The 18648-nt window shown below is 67.9% G+C and carries 16 protein-coding genes and 1 pseudogene; 8 read left to right on the top strand and 9 right to left on the bottom strand.

The window, feature by feature from the left end; genetic code table 11:
- Positions 1-14: 14 nt before the first annotated feature.
- Together AC0KUR_RS12800 and AC0KUR_RS12805 are read right to left on the bottom strand one after the other, a co-directional pair.
- Positions 15-944: a dihydrodipicolinate synthase family protein gene (locus AC0KUR_RS12800; RefSeq protein ID WP_473375977.1), complete on the bottom strand. Its 930-nt coding sequence runs from the start codon at positions 942-944 to the stop codon at positions 15-17.
- A gap of 113 nt (positions 945-1057) precedes the next feature.
- On the bottom strand, positions 1058-2809 hold the full coding sequence (locus AC0KUR_RS12805; RefSeq protein ID WP_034187592.1) for an IlvD/Edd family dehydratase: 1752 nt from the start codon (positions 2807-2809) through the stop codon (positions 1058-1060).
- Positions 2810-2923: 114 nt separating this feature from the next.
- On the opposite strand from AC0KUR_RS12805, the gene AC0KUR_RS12810 reads away from it, so the two are divergent.
- Positions 2924-3874, top strand: a complete 951-nt coding sequence (locus tag AC0KUR_RS12810; protein WP_034187591.1) for a LysR family transcriptional regulator — start codon at positions 2924-2926, stop codon at positions 3872-3874.
- Between the two features lie 18 nt (positions 3875-3892).
- On the opposite strand, the gene AC0KUR_RS12815 is transcribed toward AC0KUR_RS12810, so the two are convergent.
- The gene (locus AC0KUR_RS12815) at positions 3893-4369 is read right to left on the bottom strand and encodes an OsmC family protein (RefSeq protein ID WP_124608478.1); all 477 of its coding nucleotides are present in this window, start codon (positions 4367-4369) and stop codon (positions 3893-3895) included.
- 133 nt (positions 4370-4502) lie between these two features.
- Between AC0KUR_RS12815 and AC0KUR_RS12820 the strand changes: the two genes are divergently transcribed.
- On the top strand, positions 4503-5144 hold the full coding sequence (locus tag AC0KUR_RS12820; protein WP_049031899.1) for a GntR family transcriptional regulator: 642 nt from the start codon (positions 4503-4505) through the stop codon (positions 5142-5144).
- Positions 5145-5171: 27 nt separating this feature from the next.
- Here the strand turns inward: AC0KUR_RS12820 and AC0KUR_RS12825 are convergent, their stop codons facing one another.
- Positions 5172-6197 carry a LacI family DNA-binding transcriptional regulator gene (locus AC0KUR_RS12825; RefSeq protein ID WP_034187588.1) on the bottom strand — a complete coding sequence of 342 codons (1026 nt, stop codon included), beginning with the start codon at positions 6195-6197 and terminating at the stop codon, positions 5172-5174.
- A gap of 188 nt (positions 6198-6385) precedes the next feature.
- Between AC0KUR_RS12825 and AC0KUR_RS12830 the strand changes: the two genes are divergently transcribed.
- From AC0KUR_RS12830 to AC0KUR_RS12850, 5 genes are all read left to right on the top strand, one after another.
- Positions 6386-7534, top strand: coding sequence for an ABC transporter ATP-binding protein (locus tag AC0KUR_RS12830; RefSeq protein WP_034187587.1), 1149 nt, complete (start codon positions 6386-6388; stop codon positions 7532-7534).
- 8 nt (positions 7535-7542) lie between these two features.
- Positions 7543-9534, top strand: a complete 1992-nt coding sequence (locus AC0KUR_RS12835; protein ID WP_473375978.1) for a beta-galactosidase — start codon at positions 7543-7545, stop codon at positions 9532-9534.
- Between the two features lie 66 nt (positions 9535-9600).
- Complete coding sequence (locus AC0KUR_RS12840; protein ID WP_473375979.1) at positions 9601-10860, top strand: ABC transporter substrate-binding protein; 1260 nt, start codon at positions 9601-9603, stop codon at positions 10858-10860.
- Positions 10861-10914: 54 nt separating this feature from the next.
- Positions 10915-11859, top strand: a complete 945-nt coding sequence (locus tag AC0KUR_RS12845) for a carbohydrate ABC transporter permease (RefSeq protein WP_473375980.1) — start codon at positions 10915-10917, stop codon at positions 11857-11859.
- 20 nt (positions 11860-11879) lie between these two features.
- Positions 11880-12731, top strand: a complete 852-nt coding sequence (locus AC0KUR_RS12850) for a carbohydrate ABC transporter permease (RefSeq protein WP_473376048.1) — start codon at positions 11880-11882, stop codon at positions 12729-12731.
- 107 nt (positions 12732-12838) lie between these two features.
- Here the strand turns inward: AC0KUR_RS12850 and AC0KUR_RS12855 are convergent, their stop codons facing one another.
- Together AC0KUR_RS12855 and AC0KUR_RS12860 are read right to left on the bottom strand one after the other, a co-directional pair.
- Positions 12839-13555, bottom strand: coding sequence for a pirin family protein (locus tag AC0KUR_RS12855; protein WP_034187582.1), 717 nt, complete (start codon positions 13553-13555; stop codon positions 12839-12841).
- A gap of 84 nt (positions 13556-13639) precedes the next feature.
- Positions 13640-14404 carry an SDR family NAD(P)-dependent oxidoreductase gene (locus AC0KUR_RS12860; RefSeq protein WP_034187581.1) on the bottom strand — a complete coding sequence of 255 codons (765 nt, stop codon included), beginning with the start codon at positions 14402-14404 and terminating at the stop codon, positions 13640-13642.
- Positions 14405-14541: 137 nt separating this feature from the next.
- Between AC0KUR_RS12860 and AC0KUR_RS12865 the strand changes: the two genes are divergently transcribed.
- Positions 14542-15459 (top strand): LysR family transcriptional regulator, encoded by a 918-nt coding sequence (locus AC0KUR_RS12865; protein ID WP_034187580.1) that lies wholly within the window; start codon positions 14542-14544, stop codon positions 15457-15459.
- A 226-nt stretch (positions 15460-15685) separates the two neighbouring features.
- Here AC0KUR_RS12865 and AC0KUR_RS12870 read toward each other — a convergent pair whose 3' ends face one another.
- The 3 genes and pseudogenes from AC0KUR_RS12870 to glcC all read right to left on the bottom strand — a co-directional run bounded on the left by AC0KUR_RS12870 (position 15686) and on the right by glcC (position 18613).
- Positions 15686-17122 (bottom strand): DEAD/DEAH box helicase, encoded by a 1437-nt coding sequence (locus AC0KUR_RS12870; protein ID WP_473375981.1) that lies wholly within the window; start codon positions 17120-17122, stop codon positions 15686-15688.
- A 35-nt stretch (positions 17123-17157) separates the two neighbouring features.
- Positions 17158-17595: pseudogene (locus AC0KUR_RS12875) on the bottom strand (DUF6306 domain-containing protein); the annotation flags it as partial.
- 247 nt (positions 17596-17842) lie between these two features.
- Complete coding sequence (glcC, locus tag AC0KUR_RS12880) at positions 17843-18613, bottom strand: transcriptional regulator GlcC (RefSeq protein WP_049030349.1); 771 nt, start codon at positions 18611-18613, stop codon at positions 17843-17845.
- Positions 18614-18648 lie beyond the last annotated feature (35 nt).

The following is an 18648-nucleotide window of genomic DNA, read 5'->3' on the forward strand; positions in this document are numbered from 1 at the left end:
CCTTCGCGAATCGCTCAGTGCGCCCAGCGCAGCACGAGCGGATCGAGCCGCCGCGCGATCGCGAGCAGTTCCGCGCGCGTGTCCGGGTGCAGTTCCGGCATCGGATGCCGCGGCCGCTCGCACGCGATCACGCCGCCTTCGCGCATCAGCGCCTTCGCGGTGAGGATCCCGGACTGGCGGTTCTCGTGATTGATCAGCGGCAGCCATGTCTGGTAATGCGCGAACGCGTCGTCGTGCCGCCCTTCGCGGAAGGCTTCGAGGATCGGCCGGATGCCGTCCGGAAAGCCGCCGCCCGTCATCGCGCCGGTCGCGCCCGCGTGAAGATCGGCCAGCAGCGTGATCGCCTCCTCGCCGTCCCACGGCCCCTCGACCGCGTCGCCGCCGAGCCGGATCAGCTCGCGCAGCTTGTTCGCCGCGCCCGGCGTCTCGATCTTGAAGTACGCGACCTGCTCGATCTCGCGCGCCATCCGCGCGAGGAATGGTGCGGACAGCGCGGTGCCGCTCGCGGGCGCGTCCTGGATCATGATCGGGATCGAGATCGCGTCGGACACGCGCGCATAGAAGTCGAAGATCTGCGCTTCCGGCACGCGGAACGTCGCGCCGTGATACGGCGGCATCGTCATCACCATCGCCGCGCCGAGCTGCCGCGCGCGCAGGCTGCGTGCCGCGCACACCTGCGTGCTGTAGTGCGACGTCGTGACGATCACCGGCACGCGGCCCGCGGCGTGTTCGAGGATCGTGCGCGTGAGCACGTCGCGTTCGTCGTCGGTGATCGCGAACTGCTCGGAGAAGTTCGCGAGGATGCACAGCCCGTCGGAGCCGGCATCGATCATGAAGTCGACCGCACGCTTCTGGCTCGCGAGGTCGAGCTCGCCGGTATCGGTAAACGTCGTCGGGACGACGGGGAAGATGCCGCGGTAACGCGGCGTGCTGCTCGATGTCATGTTTCGCGTCCTGCGCCGGCCCTGGTAGCGACCGGCCGTCTTGCGTTCACGGTTTCACGAAGCGCGGACCGGGAAGGTCCGCAACCGGCGGCGCACGTCGCGCCGCCTGCCGCTCAATGCGAATGGCTCGGCACGTCCGCGCCGCGCGTGCCGACCAGGAAGTCGAGGTCGCACCCCTCGTCGGCCTGCAGCACGTGATCGATATACAGCCGCGCGTAACCGCCCTTGCCGAGCTGGCCGGCCACGCCCGGCGCGGCGGTCGGATCGACGTCCGACAGGCGGCGCTGCAGTTCGTCGTCCGGAATGTCGAGATGCAGCGTGCCGGCCTCGCAGTCGAGCTCGATCCAGTCGCCGTTGCGCACCGCCGCGAGCGGCCCGCCGGCGGCCGCTTCCGGCGCGACGTGCAGCACGACCGTGCCGTATGCGGTGCCGCTCATCCGCGCATCGGAAATCCGCACCATGTCCTTCACGCCCTGGCGTAGCAGCTTCGGCGGCAGTCCCATGTTGCCGACCTCGGCCATGCCCGGATAACCGCGCGGCCCGCAGTTCTTCAGCACCATCACCGAGCTCGCATCGATGTCGAGCGCTTCGTCGTTGATCGTCGCCTTGTAGTGGTCGAGGTTCTCGAACACCACCGCGCGGCCGCGATGCTTGAGCAGTTCGGGGCTCGCCGCCGACGGTTTCAGCACCGCGCCGCGCGGCGCGAGGTTGCCGCGCAGGATGCGGATGCCGCCGTCCTCGATCAGCGGCCGGTCGAGCGGGCGGATCACTTCGTCGTCGTAGTTCGGCGCTTCGCGCACGTTGTCCCACAGCGACTTGCCGTTCACCGTCAGCGCGTCCGGATGCGGCAGCAGCCCGCCTTCGCCGAGGCGGCGCAGCACGGCCGGCAGGCCGCCCGCGTAATAGAACTCCTCCATCAGGAAGCGCCCCGACGGCATCAGGTCGACGATCGTCGGCGTGTCGCGGCCGATGCGCATCCAGTCTTCCAGTTCGAGCGGCACGCCGATGCGGCCCGCGATCGCCTTCAGGTGGATCACCGCATTGGTCGAGCCGCCGATCGCCGCGTTCGCGCGAATCGCGTTCTCGAACGCCGCGCGCGTCAGCACCTTCGACAGCACGAGCCCTTCGAGCGCCATCTCGACAATGCGGATGCCCGACATGTGCGCGAGCACGTAGCGACGCGAATCGACGGCCGGAATCGCCGCGTTGTGCGGCAGCGCGACGCCGAGCGCCTCGGCCATGCACGCCATCGTCGACGCGGTGCCCATCGTGTTGCAGGTGCCGGCCGAGCGCGACATGCCGGCTTCGGCCGACAGGAAGTGATGGAGGTCGATCTCGCCGGCCTTCAGCGCTTCGTGCAGCTGCCATACGGCCGTGCCCGACCCGATGTTCTTGCCTTCCAGCTTGCCGTTCAGCATCGGGCCACCCGACACGACGATCGCCGGCACGTCGCAGCTCGCCGCGCCCATCAGCAGCGCGGGCGTCGTCTTGTCGCAGCCGGCGAGCAGCACGACCGCGTCGATCGGGTTGCCGCGGATCGCCTCCTCGACGTCCATCGACGCGAGGTTGCGCGTGAGCATCGCCGACGGCCGCAGGTTCGATTCGCCGTTCGAGAACACCGGGAACTCGACCGGGAAGCCGCCCGCCTCGGAGATCCCGCGCTTCACGTGCTCGGCGAGCTTGCGGAAGTGCGCGTTGCACGGCGTCAGTTCGGACCACGTGTTGCAGATGCCGATGATCGGCCGGCCGTCGAACTCGTGATCGGGAATGCCCTGGTTCTTCATCCAGCTCCGGTACATGAAGCCGTTCTTGTCGTTCGTGCCGAACCATTGCGCGGAGCGCAGCCTGGGTTTTGTTGCCGACATCGTCAGTCCTGTGGTGACGGGATACCGGCGCAGTCTAGGCAGAATTTTGATAACTGGCTAATGACGTTTTTGGCGATTACGATATCAATTCCAATATCGATATAAACCCGTACGATGCCCGAAGCCAGTCCGTGGGGAAACCGCGGCCGCCTGAAGACGCGCCAGCTCCTGCTGGTCGTCGCGCTCGCCGACGAAGGCAGCATTCATCGCGCGGCGGCCGCGCTGAACATGACGCAGCCGGCCGCGTCGAAGCTGCTGCGCGAACTCGAGGAATCGATCGGCGCGGTGCTGTTCGAGCGGCTGCCGCGCGGGATGCGGCCGACGCTCTACGGCGACGCGCTGATCCGCCATGCGCGCGCGGCGCTCGGCAGCCTCGACCAGGCGCACGAGGAGCTGGCCGCGCTGAAGGCCGGCCATCTCGGCCACGTGGCGGTCGGCGCGATCACGTCGCCCGGGCTGCGGCTCGTGCCGCCGGCCGTCGCCGCGGTGAAGGGCACGCATGCGGGCCTGCACGTGTCGGTCGAGATCGACACCAGCAACGTGCTGCTCGAACATCTCGCGCAGGAAAAGATCGACATCGTGCTCGGCCGGCTCTCCGCCGAACACGACAAGCTGCGCCTGCGCTACGAGCCGCTGACCGGCGAGTCGGTGGCCGCCGTCGTGCGGCCCGGCCACCCGCTGCTCGCACACGCGCCGCTGTCGCTCGCCGACGTGCAGCGCGCCGCGTGGGTCGTGCCGCCGGCCGGCAGCGTGCTGCGTCACCGCTTCGAGCTCGTGTTCCAGCGCGCGAGCCTTGCGCCGCCCGCGAACCTCGTCGAGACGGCGGCGCTGCTGTTCATCACGCAGTTGCTCGAACAGAGCGACATGATCGCGGTGCTGGCCGAGGACGTCGCGCACTACTACGCGCGGCACGGGATCGTCACGGTGCTGCCGCTGGAAATGGATTGCCGGATGGACGATTTCGGGATCATCACGCGCACCGACCGGCTCCATTCGCCGGCCGTCGCGGTGATGGCGGACGCGATTCGCGCGGCTGCGCGGGAGGTGTACGGCGTCGCGCCGTGACGATGCGGCGGGGGTTCCCTACGCCGCGGCGAACTCGATCACCGGTTCGCAGCGGATCGGGAAATTGACCGAGTTAGCTATATAGCACTTCGCATGCGCATCGTGATGCAGATGCCCGGCCAGTTCACGATCGTCGCCGGCCTGGATGGTCACATGCGGGCGCAGCACGATTTCGGTGAAACGGCCTTCCCCGGCGCCGTCGAGCATCGTGCCTTCGGCGTTGTCGGCATAGGCCAGCACGCGAATGCCGGCCTCGGAACACAGATGCAGATACCAGAGCTTGTGGCACGCCGATGCCGACGCGAGCAGCAGGTCTTCGGGGTTCCAGCGCGACGCGTCGCCGCGGAACGCCGGATCCGACGAACCGGGAATATCCGGCTTCGAGCCCGCCCGGATCACGTGATCGCGCCCGTACTCGCGATACCCCGACGTGCCGGTGCCGCGATTGCCCGTCCACTCCACCGCGACGCGATATTTGTGCTCGCCTGCTGCCATCTCGCTCTCCATTGATGTCGGTTGCCTCGACCGTGTCGGATGCCGTTTTGCAGCATCCGCCTGCCTGGCCGCCATTGTGGCACTGGATGGCCATTTGGTATACCATTATTCCAAATCGACGAAACACGCAGGCATGGAAGCCAAACTCGACTCCACGGCGGACGCGGTCGCAGCGTCGCTGCGCGACATGATCATCAACGGCGAGCTTTCGGCCGGCGAACGGCTGGTCGAGCGCGATCTCGCCGAACGGTTCGGCATCAGCCGGATTCCGATGCGCGAGGCGATCCAGCGGCTGGAACGCGAAGGATTGCTGGATATCTTCAGGAATCGCGGCGCCGTCGTGCGGATGCTGAGTGCGTCCGACGTGCAGGACATCTACGATCTTCGCGTGCTGCTCGAAGGCGACGCGATCTATCGGAGCGTGAAACGTCTGGACGACGAGACGCTCGCGCGCGCCGAACTCGTGCATCGCCTGCTCGGCGACGCGAGCGTGCCGCGCCGGCAGGGCGAACTGAATCGCGAATTCCACGCGTTGCTGTATGCGGGTTGCGGCAATGCGCGGCAGCTGAAGTCGATTGCCGAACTGCGCAGCCAGGTCGAACGTTACGAGCGCCTGCAGACGACGCTGCTCGCCGATACGCCGTCGTTCCAGGTCGAGCACGAAGCGATTCTGCAGGCGTGCCGCGCACGCGATGCGCGGGCGGCACGCTCGATGACGGTCGCGCATCTCGAGTCGGCGAGACGCATCGTGATGCGGCTCGTCGAAGGCGCTTGAGACCGGTGCGCGCCGGTTCGCCCCGCGCTATGCCGCGCGCGGCGCCTGCCCGGTCGTGCCGCGCACCCTCAGTTTCGGCAACGACGCGACACGCATGCGCGGCGCCTCGTCGCTCCATCCGCCCGCCTCGCGCAATGTATTGAGCAGTTCGACCGCGAGGCCGGCCGCCTCGGCAGTCGGGATCGCGACGGTCGTCAGCGTCGGGCGCGTGTCGCTGGCCAGATGAATGTCGGTCATCCCGACGATCGACAGATCGTCGGGCACGCGCCTGCCACGGTCGGCCGCCGCATGCATCGCGCCGATCGCCGGCAGGTCGTTGGTGGCCACCAGCGCGGTCAGGCGCGGATGCGCATCGAGCAGCCGCCCCGCCGCGCGCACGCCGCCTTCGATCGAATCGGGCTCGGCCGCGACGACCGACGCGTCGAGCCCGGCCTCGCGCATCACGTCGACGAACCCGTCGTAGCGCGCCGCCTGCACGCCGCTTGCCGACCCGCCGACGATCACGCCAATCCGCCGGTGGCCGAGTTCGAGCAGATGCCGTGTCGCGATCCGTCCCGCCTCGCGGAAATCGATCGCCACGCACGGCAGGCCGTCGGGCGGCGCCTCGGGCCGCTCCCACAGGCACAGCACGACCGGCACGCCGCGCCGCGCGACGTCGAGCAGATCCGGCAGGTGCAGGTTCGCGTTGGTCACGAGAATCCCTTCCGAGATCGTGCCGGCGATCTGGTCGAGATACGCGCGCCCCTGCAACGGATCCTCATTCGTATTGCAGACGATCAGGAACTGCCCGTTGCGGCGCACCGCCCGTTCGACCGCCAGCGCGAATTCCGGGTAGAACGGGTTCGCGATGCTCGACACCATCAGCGCGACCGTCGGCGCGCGCCCTTCCGCCAGCGCCCGCGCGGCGAGATGCGGCCGGTACCCGAGCGCCTCGACGGCTTCCAGCACGCGCGCCCGCGTCGCCTCGCCCACCCGGCCGCGGCCGCGCAGCACGTTCGACACCGTCGCGGCCGTCACGCCGGCGCGACGCGCCACTTCATCCAGGGTTGCCATCGTTTGCTCACTATATGAGACGTCGATCCAATATTTGCTTCGCTTACCGAAGCGGCGCACTATCGCCGCACACCTTGCCGCCGCCCGACGGGCGCGACTCGGACGCGATCGCATCGCCCCTTTTTTTGATCGCGATGATTAAGCGCTTAATCATGCAATACGGCGCATTAAAACATGGAGCGGAGACAATGGCGAGCATCTCGATGCGGCGCGTGCAGAAAGCCTACGGCGATCACGCACCGGTGATACGCGACGTCGATCTGGAGATCGGTGCGCACGAGTTCTGCGTGTTCCTCGGGCCGTCCGGTTGCGGCAAGTCGACGCTGCTGCGCATGATCGCCGGGCTCGAGGACCTGAGCGCGGGCGAACTGTCGATCGACGGCCGCCGCGTCGACGACGTGCCGGCCGCCGAGCGCGGCGTCGCGATGGTGTTCCAGAGCTACGCGCTGTTTCCGCACATGACGGTGTACGAGAACATGGCGTTCGGGCTGAAGCTCGCACGGGTGCCGAAAGCCGAGATCGACCGCAAGGTGCGCGACGCCGCGCGCATCCTGCAGCTCGACACGCTGCTCGACCGCAAGCCGAAGGCGCTGTCCGGCGGCCAGCGGCAGCGCGTCGCGATCGGCCGCGCGATCGTGCGCGAGCCCGGCGTGTTCCTGTTCGACGAACCGCTGTCGAATCTCGACGCGGCGCTGCGCGGCCAGACCCGCATCGAGATCGCGCGGCTGCACCGGCAGTTCGAACGCGCGAGCGTCGTCTACGTGACGCACGACCAGACCGAAGCGATGACGCTCGCCGACAAGATCGTGCTGCTGCACGCCGGCGCGGATACCGCGCAGCACGGCAGCATCGCGCAGGTCGGCGCGCCGCTCGACCTCTACCACCATCCGGCCAGCCGCTTCGTCGCGGGTTTCATCGGGTCGCCGCGCATGAACTTCCTGCCGGCCGTCGTGACCGCGTGCGACGCGCATCGCACGACCGTCACGCTCGTGCCGTCCGGCGAGACCTTCGCGCTGCCGCGCGACGGCTCGGCACTTGGCGCCGGCGCCGCCGTGACGCTCGGCATTCGCCCCGAACACCTGACGCTCGGCGTCGCGCTCGACGCCACGACGCTCGCGCGCGACGTCGCGCTCGTCGAACGCCTCGGCGAACAGACCTACGTGCACCTCGACGGGCCCGGCGGCGCACCGCTGATCGCGAAGGTGCCCGGCGACGCGCAGGTGCGCACCGGCGAGCGCGTGCACCTGCATGCGCCGGCCGCGGCCTGCCATCTCTTCACCGAAGACGGCCGCGCGGTGCCCGCGTGCGCCGACGTCCACGTCCACCACTACGCATAAGGATCGGCATGCGCCTCGGAGTCTGCTACTACCCGGAACACTGGCCGGAATCGATGTGGGCCGATGACGCCCGCCGGATGAAAGCGCTCGGCATCGAGCAGGTGCGGATCGCCGAATTCGCGTGGAGCCGCATCGAGCCGTCGCCGGGCGAATACGACTGGGGCTGGCTCGACCGCGCGGTCGACGTGCTCGGCGCGGCCGGCCTCGAGATCGTGATGTGCACGCCGACCGCGACGCCGCCGAAATGGCTGGTCGACCGCCATCCCGACATCCTAGCGATCGGTGCCGACGGCCGGCCGCGCGCGTTCGGCTCGCGCCGCCACTACGACTTCTCGTCGCCGACCTATCTGGAAGCGTCGCGGCAGATCTGCACGGCCGTCGCCGAACGCTACGGCCGCCATCCCGCCGTGCGCCACTGGCAGACCGACAACGAACTCGGCTGCCACCAGACCGTCGTCAGCTACTCGCCGGCCGCGCTCGCGCGCTTCCGTGCGTGGCTGAAGGCGCGCTACGGCACGATCGACGCGCTGAACCGCGCATGGGGCACCGTGTTCTGGAGCATGGAGTATCGCCATTTCGACGAAATCGACGCGCCCGTCGGCACCGTGACCGAAGCCCATCCGTCGCATCGTCTCGATTACCGGCGCTTCGCATCCGACGAAGTCGCGCGCTATCACCGGATGCAGGTCGACGTGATCCGCGCGCATTCGCCGGGCCGGCCGGTCGCGCACAACTTCATGCAGCTGTTCACCGAGTTCGATCACTACGAGGTGGCGCGCGACCTCGACATCGCGACGTGGGACAGCTACCCGCTCGGCGCGCTCGAGGAGCTCTGGTTCGCGCCCGACGTGAAGGCGCGCTGGCTGCGCACCGGCCATCCGGATTTCGCGTCGTTCAATCACGATCTGTATCGCGGGATGTCGAAGCTGCCGTTCTGGGTGATGGAACAGCAGCCGGGGCCCGTGAACTGGGCCCAGTGGAACCCCGCGCCGCTGCCGGGCATGGTGCGCCTGTGGAGCTGGGAAGCGTTCGCGCATGGCGCCGGCTGCGTGTCCTACTTCCGCTGGCGGCAGGCGCCGTTCGCGCAGGAGCAGATGCATGCGGGCCTCAATACGCCGGACAACCGGCTCGACGAAGGCGGCCGCGAGGCGCAGCGCGTCGCACGCGAAATCGCCATCGTGCTCGATGCCGGCGCCGATGCCGACGCGAACGGCACGGTGCGCGCCCCGGTCGCGCTCGTGTTCGACTATGAAGCGAAGTGGCTGTTCGAAGTGCAGCCGCAAGGCGCCGATTTCCACTACCCGCGTGTCGCGTTCGACTACTACTCGGCGCTGCGCTCGCTCGGCCTCGACGTCGACATCGTGTCGCCGCACGCGCCGCTCGACGGCTATCGCCTCGTCGTCGTGCCGCCGCTGCCCGTCGTGCCGGACGATTTCGCGGCACGGCTCGCCGCCTCGGGCGCGCATGCGGTATTCGGGCCGCGTACGGGTTCGAAGACCGTCGACCTGCAGATTCCGCCGACGCTGCCGCCCGGCCCGCTCGCGTCGATCCTGCCGGTGCGCGTGTGGCGCGTCGAATCGCTGCGGCCGAACGTGACCGAGCGGATCGACGGCACGTTGCGCGACGGCTCGCCGCTCGCGGGCGACGCGCGCCACTGGCGCGACTTCGTCGAGCTCCACGACGAAACGCGCAGCGTCGTGCATGCGCGTTTCGCCGACGGTCATCCGGCCTGCGTGTCGCATGGCGCGCTGCACTACTGGGCCGCGCTGTTCGACGCCGCGACCACCGCGAAGCTGTTCGCCGACGTCGCGACCGACGCGGGCCTCGCGCCGACGCCGCTCGGCGACGGCGTGCGGGTGAGCCGGCGCGGCGGCCTGACCTACGTTTTCAACTACGGCAACGCGCCGCACACGATCGATGCGGTGCCGCCGTCGGCGTTCGTGCTCGGCGCCGCGCAAGTCGAGCCGCAGGACGTGGCCGTGTATCGAAGCCGTTCGTAGCCCCCCGCCACCGGCGCCGCGACGCGCCGGTCACGCACAAGACGACACACTGGAATGGAGACACGCATGACACATCGCCCCCTTCGCGCCGCCGCCCGGCTCGCCGCGGCCGCCACCGTCGCGTTCGCATCGCTCGGCACGACGGCGCCCGCCGATGCCGGCACGCTGACCATCAATATCGCGTTCAAGGGCGCGAGCCAGCGCGCGGTCTGGCAATCGACGCTCGACGCGTTCCACAAGGCGCATCCCGACATCGACGTGAAGGCGACCTTCGTCGACGAGGAAGCGTACAAGGTGCAACTCCCCGCGTGGCTGACGACCGTCGCGCCGGACGTCGTGAACTGGCACGCGGGCGAGCGGATGGCGTACTACGCGAAGCGCGGGCTGTTCGAGGACCTGAGCGGCGACTGGACCAAGAACGGCTGGGGCGCGATGTACGCGTCGACGCGCGATGCCTCGTCGTACAACGGCAAGCAGTATGCGGCGCCGACCGTCTACTACTCGTGGGGGCTGTTCTACCGCAAGGACCTGTTCCGCAAGGTCGGCATCGCCGACGAGCCGAAGACGTGGGACCAGTTTCTCGACGCGTGCAAGAAGCTGAAGGCGGCCGGCATCACGCCGGTCGCGATCGGCGGCCGCGACGCGTGGACGCTTGCCGGCTGGTTCGACTATCTCGACCTGCGCCTGAACGGCAACGCGTTCCACCAGCAACTGATGGCCGGCGACGTGCCGTACACCGACCCGCGCGTGAAGAAGGTCTACACGACGTGGAAGTCGCTGATCGACGCCGGCTACTTCATCGACAACGCGCTGTCCTACGATCTCGACGGCGCGCAGCCGTTCCTGTTCCAGGGCAAGGCCGCGATGATGCTGATGGGCACCTTCATCGCGGCGGGCTTTCCGCCGAACGTGAAACCGGAAATGGGCTACTACCGCTTCCCGATCATCGACCCGAAGGTGCCGACCGCCGAGGACGGCCCGGTCGAATCGCTGCACATCCCGACCAAGGCGAAGAACAAGGCCGATGCGCGCACGTTCCTCGCATTCGTCGAAACGCCCGAGATGGGCGCGAAGCTCGCGGAAGGGCTCGGCTCGCTGTCGGCCAACAGCAAGTCGCCCGAGCCGGCCGATCCGGTCTCGCGCATCGGGTTCCGGATTCTCGCCGACACGAAGGGCGGCGTCGCGCAGTTCTACGACCGCGACATGACGAAGGAAATGGCCGACGAAGGGATGAAAGGCATGCAGCAGTTCGTCGCGAATCCCGCGCAGCTCGATACGGTGCTCGCGCAACTCGAACAGACCCGCAAGCGGATCTACAAGAAGTGACCGCGTGACCCAACCGGCGGCCGCGCGCCGCCCTGTCCGTTCAGGAGGCTTGCCGTGTCCAGTCCGATCACGTCCCCCCCGCGCGCCGGCACCGCGCCGCCGCCGCGCGGGACATCCGCCGCCGCGTTGCCCGCGCGCCGCCCGTCGCCCGCCGTGCGGCGGCAACGGCGCGCCGCGTGGCTGTTTCTCGCGCCGGCCTGCGCGATGGTGGCCGTCTATGTGATCTGGCCGATCCTGTCGACGCTGTGGCTGAGCCTGTACAACTGGGACGGGATGACCGAGCGCACGTTCGTCGGTCTCGCGAACTATGCCGAACTGGTGCAGGCGCCGACCTTCTACACGGCGCTGCGCAACAACGTGATCTGGCTCGCGCTCTTCATGCTCGCGCCGCCGCTCGGCCTCGCGCTCGCGCTGTACCTGAACCAGGCGGTCGGCGGCATCCGCCTCGTGAAATCGCTGTTCTTCGCGCCGTTCGTGCTGTCCGGCGTGGTCGTCGGCCTGATCTTCTCGTGGTTCTACGATCCGACCTTCGGGCTGCTCGCGTTGATCGTCGGGCACGGCATCCCGGTACTCGGCGACGCACGCTACGCGACGCTCGGCGTCGTGTTCGCCGCGCTGTGGCCGCAGACGGCGTACTGCATGATCCTGTACCTGACCGGCCTCACGTCGGTCAACCCGGAACAGATCGAGGCCGCGCGGATGGAAGGCGCGCGCGGCTTCGCGCTGCTGTGGCACGTCGTGCTGCCGCAGCTGCGGCCGACCACCTTCATGGCGATCGTCGTCACGGTGATCGGCGCGCTGCGCAGCTTCGACCTGATCTCGGTGATGACGAGCGGCGGCCCGTTCGAGAGTTCGACCGTGCTCGCGTATTACATGTACGACCAGGCGATCAAGTATTACCGGCTGGGCTATTCCGCGTCGATCGCCGCCGTGCTGTTCGCGATCATGCTCGTCTACATCGTGTTCCAGTTGCGCCGCATGCTGCGCAACGAGCAGTGACCCACCAGAGAGGCTTCATCATGTTTCCGACGCCCGTTGCCCAATGGAAGCCCGTCTCGCGCCGGCTGTACAAGCTGTCGCTGCCCGTCGCGCTGCTGATCTGGCTGATGCCGATGATCGCCGTGTTCGTCACGTCGGTGCGCTCGACCGAAGAACTCGTCGAAGGCCACTACTGGGGCTGGCCGCGCCGCTTCGCGATGGTCGAGAACTACCACGACGCGCTGACGACGTCGCCGATGCTGCATTACTTCTGGAACAGCGTGCAGATCACGGTGCCGTCCGTGATCGGCTCGATCGCGCTCGCGGCGATGGCCGGCTTCGCGCTCGCGACCTACCGGTTCCGCGGCAATACCGCGCTGTTCGGCACGTTCGTCGCCGGCAACTTCGTGCCGGTGCAGGTGCTGATGATTCCGGTGCGCGACCTGTCGCTGAGGCTCGGCGTGTTCAATACGGTCGAAGCGCTGATCCTGTTTCACGTCGCGTTCCAGACCGGGTTCTGCACGCTGTTCCTGCGCAACTTCATCAAGCAGTTGCCGTTCGAGCTGATCGAGGCGGCGCGCATCGAAGGCGCGGGCGAATGGACGGTGTTCTGGCGCATCGTGCTGCCGCTGATCCGGCCCGCGCTGGCCGCGCTGGCGATTCTCGTGTTTACGTTCGTGTGGAACGACTACTTCTGGGCGCTGTGTCTCACGCAGGGCGACGAGGCCGCGCCGATCACCGCCGGCGTCGCGGCGCTGAAGGGGCAATGGACGACGTCGTGGAATCTCGTGTCGGCCGGGTCGATTCTCGCCGCGCTGCCGTCGGTCGCGATGTTCTTCGCGATGCAGAAGCATTTCGTCGCGGGGCTCACGTTCGGCGCGACGAAAGGCTGAACGCGCGCCGCAAGCGTTTTTCGCATCTCCCCCTCCGCATCGTGAGGTTGCCCGCTTCGGCGGGCTTTTTTCATGCCGTGCGGATTGGAAGGCGATGCCGCTCGATGTCACCTGTCAGCGCGCCTGCCCTGGCGCAGGCGCTCGACGATCACGACCTCCGTGTCGTCTCGCGCCCGCAACGCGAGCCACGTTTCATCGCGAACGGCGATGCCGTCGCGTTGCGCCAGCCTGATCGGCCCGACGTCCAGCCGCCCGTGATCCGCAACCAGATAGGCGGCGCCCGGTAGCGGCAACCCGTGCTGCATCGTCGTGCCTTCGCGCAGCATCGCGATACGCACACGTGCGTCGGCGTGAAGGGGCAGCGCGCCGGCGCGAACATCGTCTGGATCGCCGCTCGCCACCGTCACGAATCGGCCGTCGCGACATCCGGGCGAACAGACGCGCGTCGCGCAGCGCGCGGTGCCGGCCGGTGTGCGCGGACGCAGCCAGATCCGGAACTGCCGCGCGGGTACGTTTTCCTCGTTGCGCTCGGCGTGATGAAACGCCGCGCCGGCACTCGTCACATGGACGGAATCGGCGACCAGACGCACGCGATTGCCCGCGTCGTCCTCGTGCGTGATGGCGCCCGAACGCACCCATGTGACGATCTCGACGTCGCGGTGAACCTGCATGCCGAGGCCCGAGTGCGGCGCGAATTCGACGTCGTCCCATCCGTAGAGCGGGCCGGGCAGCGCAGGGTCGACGCCCTCGCGGAAATGCCGGCGGGCGTCGACACCGCCGCGCCGCAGCACGCCCAGCGCAAGAAAAGGCCGATGTTCGATCATGATGAAGCTCGATTCGGGTACGCCGGGTGCGGATCGCGATCGTCGAAGACCGCGTCCCCCACACCCCGGGCGCCCCGGCAACGCTCAGATCTGCTGCTGACCGCCATCGACGAACAGTTCGATGCCGTTCACGAAGCTCGCGTCGTCCGAGGCCAGGAACAGCGCCGCGCTGGCGATCTCGCCGGGCTCGCCGAGCCGCCCCATCGGGATCTGCGCAGCCAGATAATCGGCCAGCCCCTGGCGCTGCGCGGCGTCGTCGCCGGCAAGATCCAGCAGGCCCGGCGTACGGGTCGCGCCCGGGCTGATCGTGTTCACGCGCACACGGCGGTCCTTGAGGTCGAGAATCCAGCTGCGCGCAAACGCCCGCACCGCCGCCTTCGAAGCCGAGTACACGCTGAACGCGGCAGTGCCCGCGCTACCGGCCGTCGAGCCGGTGAGAATCACCGATGCGCCCTCGGCAAGCAGCGGCAGCGCTTTTTGCACCGTGAACAGCACGCCCTTCACGTTGCGATCGAAGGTGTCGTCGTAGTGCGCTTCGGTGATGTTGCCAAGCGGCAGCATCGAACCGCCGCCGGCGTTCACGAACAGCACGTCGAGGCGGCCCTGTTCTTCCTTGATTTGCGCATACAGCGCGTCGAGTTCATCGAGCCGGGTGGAATCCGAACGGACGCCGGTCGCGTTGCCGCCGGCTTCGCGAATGCCTTTCACGGCGGCATCGAGTTCCGCCTGTCGGCGGCCCGTGAGATAGACGTGCGCGCCTTCGGCCGCGAAGCGTTGCGCGGTGGCGAGGCCGATGCCGCTGGTTGCGCCGGTGACGAGTGCGATCTTGTTGTCGAGTTTGCGTGCCATGGTATTGCTCCTTTCGATGAGTCGGTGATGTTTGCGTCGCAGCGGCTTGCTGCGATGTGAGGAGAATATCGACGGCCTTATCTTTTCGAAATAGAATTGATTGCAATCAAACGTTGCATAAATGAAAAGACAAGGACATGGCTCAACTTCCCGATTTCGAAGGGCTCGCGATGTTCGCGAAGGTGGCCGAGCACGGATCGTTCGCAGCCGCGGCGCGCGCGACCGGCGTATCGGTCGCCACGGTCTCGCGCGGCGTGGCCCGCCTGGAGGACCGGCTGGGTGCACGGCTGTTCAATCGCACGTCGCGTCAGCTCTCGCTCACCGAGTTCGGCCGGACGATCAGCGAGAAAGCCGGCGAGATCTATCGCCAGGCCGAGGAGGCGGAAAGCTCGGCGCGCGAAATGTCGGTACAGCCGCGCGGGCTGGTGCGGCTGGCCGTGCCGATGTCGTACGGGCTGCGCTGGGTCGCGCCGTTGCTGCCCGGCTTCTTTCGCGCATACCCGGAGGTGTCGATCGACCTGCATCTGTCGGACGCGTCGGTCGATCTGGTCGGCGACGGGTTCGACGCCGCCCTGCGTATCGCCGCGCTGCCGGATTCGTCGCTGGTCGCCCGGCGGCTGTGCGCGGTCACGCAATACGTGGTGGCGTCGCCGGAGTATCTGCGGCGCGAAGGGCGGCCCGCGCATCCGCGCGAACTGGCGAACCGTCCGTGTCTCTCGTACGCGTACCGTGCACGCAGCGCCGTGTGGCGCTTCACGAACGACGCGGGCGAGGAGGAACCGGTGATGCCGGCGGGCCCGCTGCGCGTGACGAACGCCGATGCGCTGCTGCCCACGCTGCTCGACGGCCTGGCGATTGCCGAACTGCCCGAGTTCATCGCCGGCGAATATCTGGCCGACGGGCGTCTCGAAGCGATCCTCACCGACTGGTCGCTGACGAAGGGCGGTCTTTACTTCGTGACGCCGTCGGCGCGCGCGCGACCGGCGAAGGTCGCGGCGCTGTCCGATTACTTCGCCGAACATCTGAGCGATCCGACCTGGCGATGGCCGAAGTGACGGCCTGGACAACGGGTCGAGCAACGCGCGTCATGGCACGCATGCAACGACGGGCTTCAAGCACGTCCACCGCCTGACGGTTTGTCGTGGCCGTCGGCCATGGCTACGCCCGTCCGCGCGCGACGTACGCACGACCTGTTTCAGCAAACGTCGACGCACGCCGAACAGGCCGCAGTTGCCGGATGCAGCCGGATCGGCTGACCGACTTTGAAAGGACCGATCCGGATTACCTGGACGGTTTGCCCCGGCCGCCGGCAGGCTTGCCCGCTGGCTTGCCGCCAGGTTTGCCGCCAGGTTTGCCGCGCGGCTTTTTCACGCTGAACGGACTGCCGACGGTGTAGTCCGGCCCGCCGTCGGCCGGCTTCGCATGCTGCGCCGCAGGCTTGCGCTGCCCTTCGCCGCCCGGCGATCGCGGCTTCTTGCCGGGCGCCGGCTTGGCAACCGGCGCGGCGTGCTGCACCTTGGGCTTCTTCGGTTTTTTAGGTTTCTTGATGATCTGCCCCGTCGCGCTCGTCTCCGGCACGCGGTGTTCGGCTTCGAAACCCGGCTCTTCCTCGCGCCGCAGCGTTTGCCGGATCAACGCTTCGATCGCGGCCAGTTGCGGCGCTTCATCGGCACACACGAGCGACACGGCCACCCCGCTGGCACCCGCGCGGCCGGTCCGGCCGATGCGGTGCACGTAGTCCTGCGCGACGATCGGCAGATCGACGTTGATCACCAGCGGCAGATCGTCGATATCCAGCCCGCGCGCCGCCACATCGGTGGCGACCAGCATCTGTACTTCGCGTGCCTTGAAGCGCTCCAGCGCCCGCAGGCGCGCGGGTTGCGGCTTGTCGCCGTGGATGGTGTCGACCGCATAGCCGGCTTCATCCAGCATGGCCGCCAGATAGTCGACACCATTGCGGGTCTTGACGAATACCAGCGCGTGCTCCCAGTTGTTCTCGGCCACCAGGTGCATGAACAGATCGGGCTTGTTCCGCTTGTCGACCGTCACCACCCACTGCTTGATCTTGCTGGCCGTGACGTTGGGCGGGCTGACGCTGATATCGACCGGATTGCGCAGGATGCCCGCCGCCATCGCGCGGATATCGTCGGTAAACGTGGCGGAGAACAGCAGTGTCTGGCGCCGCGTCGGCAACGCGGCGAAGACGGCATTGAGCTCGCGCGCAAAGCCGAGATCCAGCATGCGATCGGCTTCATCCAGCACCAGCGTCTGCACCTGATCGAACTGCACCGCGTTCTGGCGATTGAGGTCGAGCAGGCGGCCCGGCGTGGCAACGAGCACGTCCACGCCCTTGCGCAACTTCATCATCTGCGGGTTGATGCTCACGCCACCGTAGGCGGCCAGGAAACGCAGATCGAGGCCCTTGCCGTACTCGACGAAGCTTTGCAGCACCTGTTCGGCCAGTTCGCGCGTGGGCACCAGCACCAGCACGCGCGCGCGGTTGCTGGATACCGCCGGGCCGTGTTGCACGAGCCGTTGCAACAGCGGCAGCGCAAACCCTGCCGTCTTGCCGGTGCCGGTTTGTGCCGCGGCCATGACGTCCTTGCCGTTCAGCACCGCAGGAATCGCCTTGGCCTGCACCGGCGTAGGTGTCTGGTAATTGAGGCCCTGCAGGTTACGCAGCAGCGGCTCGATCAGGCCAAGCGAGGCAAAAGACATGGACGTATTCCGGGCTAAAACCGCAATTCTAGCGGTTACGGCGCGGGTTGCGCCCCGTGCGCCGCGCCGCGCAGCCACGCCGCCACCGCCCCGATATTCTTCTCGTGCGCGACCAGCATCAACGACAGCGCGTGATGCATGTCCCGATCGGCAAGCGTCGGCAGCAACGTCTGCAGCTTGCGCACGACCCAGCGATGGCCGCGGTTCAGGAATGCCAGCCGCTGCGCCAGATCGTCGATCGCCATCGCCTGCTCGTGGAACGCGCCCGTCGCGCGCGTCGGTACGGCATCGAGCGACCGGATCGCGTCGACGAGCACGCTGCACCCGTGCGCGTCGTCCTGGCGAATGTGCGCGATCAGCCGATGCAGCTCCGGATCGCCGGTTACCTCGGCTGCCGTTTCGGAAGCCACACGTACGCTCGCGCGCTCGGCCTCCAGCAGTTCGTCGAGCGTCGCCAGCAGCGCCGTGCGGTCATCTTGCGGATTCGGGCCGGCGTGGGTATCAGGGCCGCCGCCATGCGTCGGCATCGACATGCAGCATCCTCCTGTCGGGATCGATGGCGTAACACGCTCGACGGTACACGGCGCGTATTGCACGAATGTGCCAATCAGCGCGCGCTGCTCGCCGGATACGTCACATCATGATGCATTGGCGTGTCAACCCGCATCGTCAACGCACGTCACTTGATCGACGTCATCGCCCGAACGCACCAGCGCTTGCTCAAGTCCACCCTTCGAGCCGCAACGTCGAACGTACGAGCCGCTGTTCCTCCTGCTCGATCTCGCGCAGATACTCGACGCACTGGCGGATATGTTCGCTCGCGGCCTTGCGTGCCTGGTCGGGCAACCGCCCGGTAACCGCGTTGTAGAGCCGCGCATGCTGGCGGTCGATCTGCTTCTTCAACGGCTCGCGGTGATAGAGGTTGTTCACCGACGCGAACACCGAACTGAGCAGCAGGTCGGTCAGCGACTGCAGCGTATTGACGAGCACGGGGTTGTGCGACGCCTCGCAGATCGCGAGATGGAACGCGTGATCGAGCTTCGCGCGCGCGGCGGGGTCGAGATCCTGCGCGTCGGCCGCCGTCATTTCCTCGTAGCGGCGCCGGATCAGGATGAAATCGGCCGGCGTGCCGCGCAGCGCCGCAAGCCGCGCGGCCTCGGCCTCGAGCATCCCGCGCACCTCGAACAGGTCGTACAGCGTGCGCGGCTGCGAGCCGAGCAGATGCATCATCGGCGTGACCTCGCGCTGCGGGGTCAGGCTCGCAACGAACGAGCCCTTGCCGTGCGCCGTGTCGATGATCCCGCGCGCGTGCAGCAGCTTCATCCCTTCGCGCACGGCCGTACGCGACACGCCGAGCTTCTCGGTCAGCCGCCGTTCGGACGGCAACGCCTGTCCGGCCTTCAGCACGCCGTCGACGATCAGCTGCTCGATCCGCTCGGCGACGACATCGGCCACGCGCCGCGCCGGCCCTTCTCGATCCTGCATTCCCATACTGGTATGACCACTTTGGACGGATATCGCCGATT

It is taken from the genome of Burkholderia sp. YHN3-13 (genome assembly GCF_055810675.1).

Excerpts from the sequence above, each read along its gene's own strand:
- AC0KUR_RS12800 (WP_473375977.1), bottom strand. The coding sequence starts at position 944 with ATGACATCGAGCAGCACGCCGCGTTACCGCGGCATCTTCCCCGTCGTC.
- AC0KUR_RS12805 (WP_034187592.1), bottom strand. The coding sequence starts at position 2,809 with ATGTCGGCAACAAAACCCAGGCTGCGCTCCGCGCAATGGTTCGGCACG.
- AC0KUR_RS12810 (WP_034187591.1), top strand. The coding sequence starts at position 2,924 with ATGCCCGAAGCCAGTCCGTGGGGAAACCGCGGCCGCCTGAAGACGCGC.
- AC0KUR_RS12815 (WP_124608478.1), bottom strand. The coding sequence starts at position 4,369 with ATGGCAGCAGGCGAGCACAAATATCGCGTCGCGGTGGAGTGGACGGGC.
- AC0KUR_RS12820 (WP_049031899.1), top strand. The coding sequence starts at position 4,503 with ATGGAAGCCAAACTCGACTCCACGGCGGACGCGGTCGCAGCGTCGCTG.
- AC0KUR_RS12825 (WP_034187588.1), bottom strand. The coding sequence starts at position 6,197 with ATGGCAACCCTGGATGAAGTGGCGCGTCGCGCCGGCGTGACGGCCGCG.
- AC0KUR_RS12830 (WP_034187587.1), top strand. The coding sequence starts at position 6,386 with ATGGCGAGCATCTCGATGCGGCGCGTGCAGAAAGCCTACGGCGATCAC.
- AC0KUR_RS12835 (WP_473375978.1), top strand. The coding sequence starts at position 7,543 with ATGCGCCTCGGAGTCTGCTACTACCCGGAACACTGGCCGGAATCGATG.
- AC0KUR_RS12840 (WP_473375979.1), top strand. The coding sequence starts at position 9,601 with ATGACACATCGCCCCCTTCGCGCCGCCGCCCGGCTCGCCGCGGCCGCC.
- AC0KUR_RS12850 (WP_473376048.1), top strand. The coding sequence starts at position 11,880 with ATGTTTCCGACGCCCGTTGCCCAATGGAAGCCCGTCTCGCGCCGGCTG.
- AC0KUR_RS12855 (WP_034187582.1), bottom strand. The coding sequence starts at position 13,555 with ATGATCGAACATCGGCCTTTTCTTGCGCTGGGCGTGCTGCGGCGCGGC.
- AC0KUR_RS12860 (WP_034187581.1), bottom strand. The coding sequence starts at position 14,404 with ATGGCACGCAAACTCGACAACAAGATCGCACTCGTCACCGGCGCAACC.
- AC0KUR_RS12865 (WP_034187580.1), top strand. The coding sequence starts at position 14,542 with ATGGCTCAACTTCCCGATTTCGAAGGGCTCGCGATGTTCGCGAAGGTG.
- AC0KUR_RS12870 (WP_473375981.1), bottom strand. The coding sequence starts at position 17,122 with ATGTCTTTTGCCTCGCTTGGCCTGATCGAGCCGCTGCTGCGTAACCTG.
- glcC (WP_049030349.1), bottom strand. The coding sequence starts at position 18,613 with ATGGGAATGCAGGATCGAGAAGGGCCGGCGCGGCGCGTGGCCGATGTC.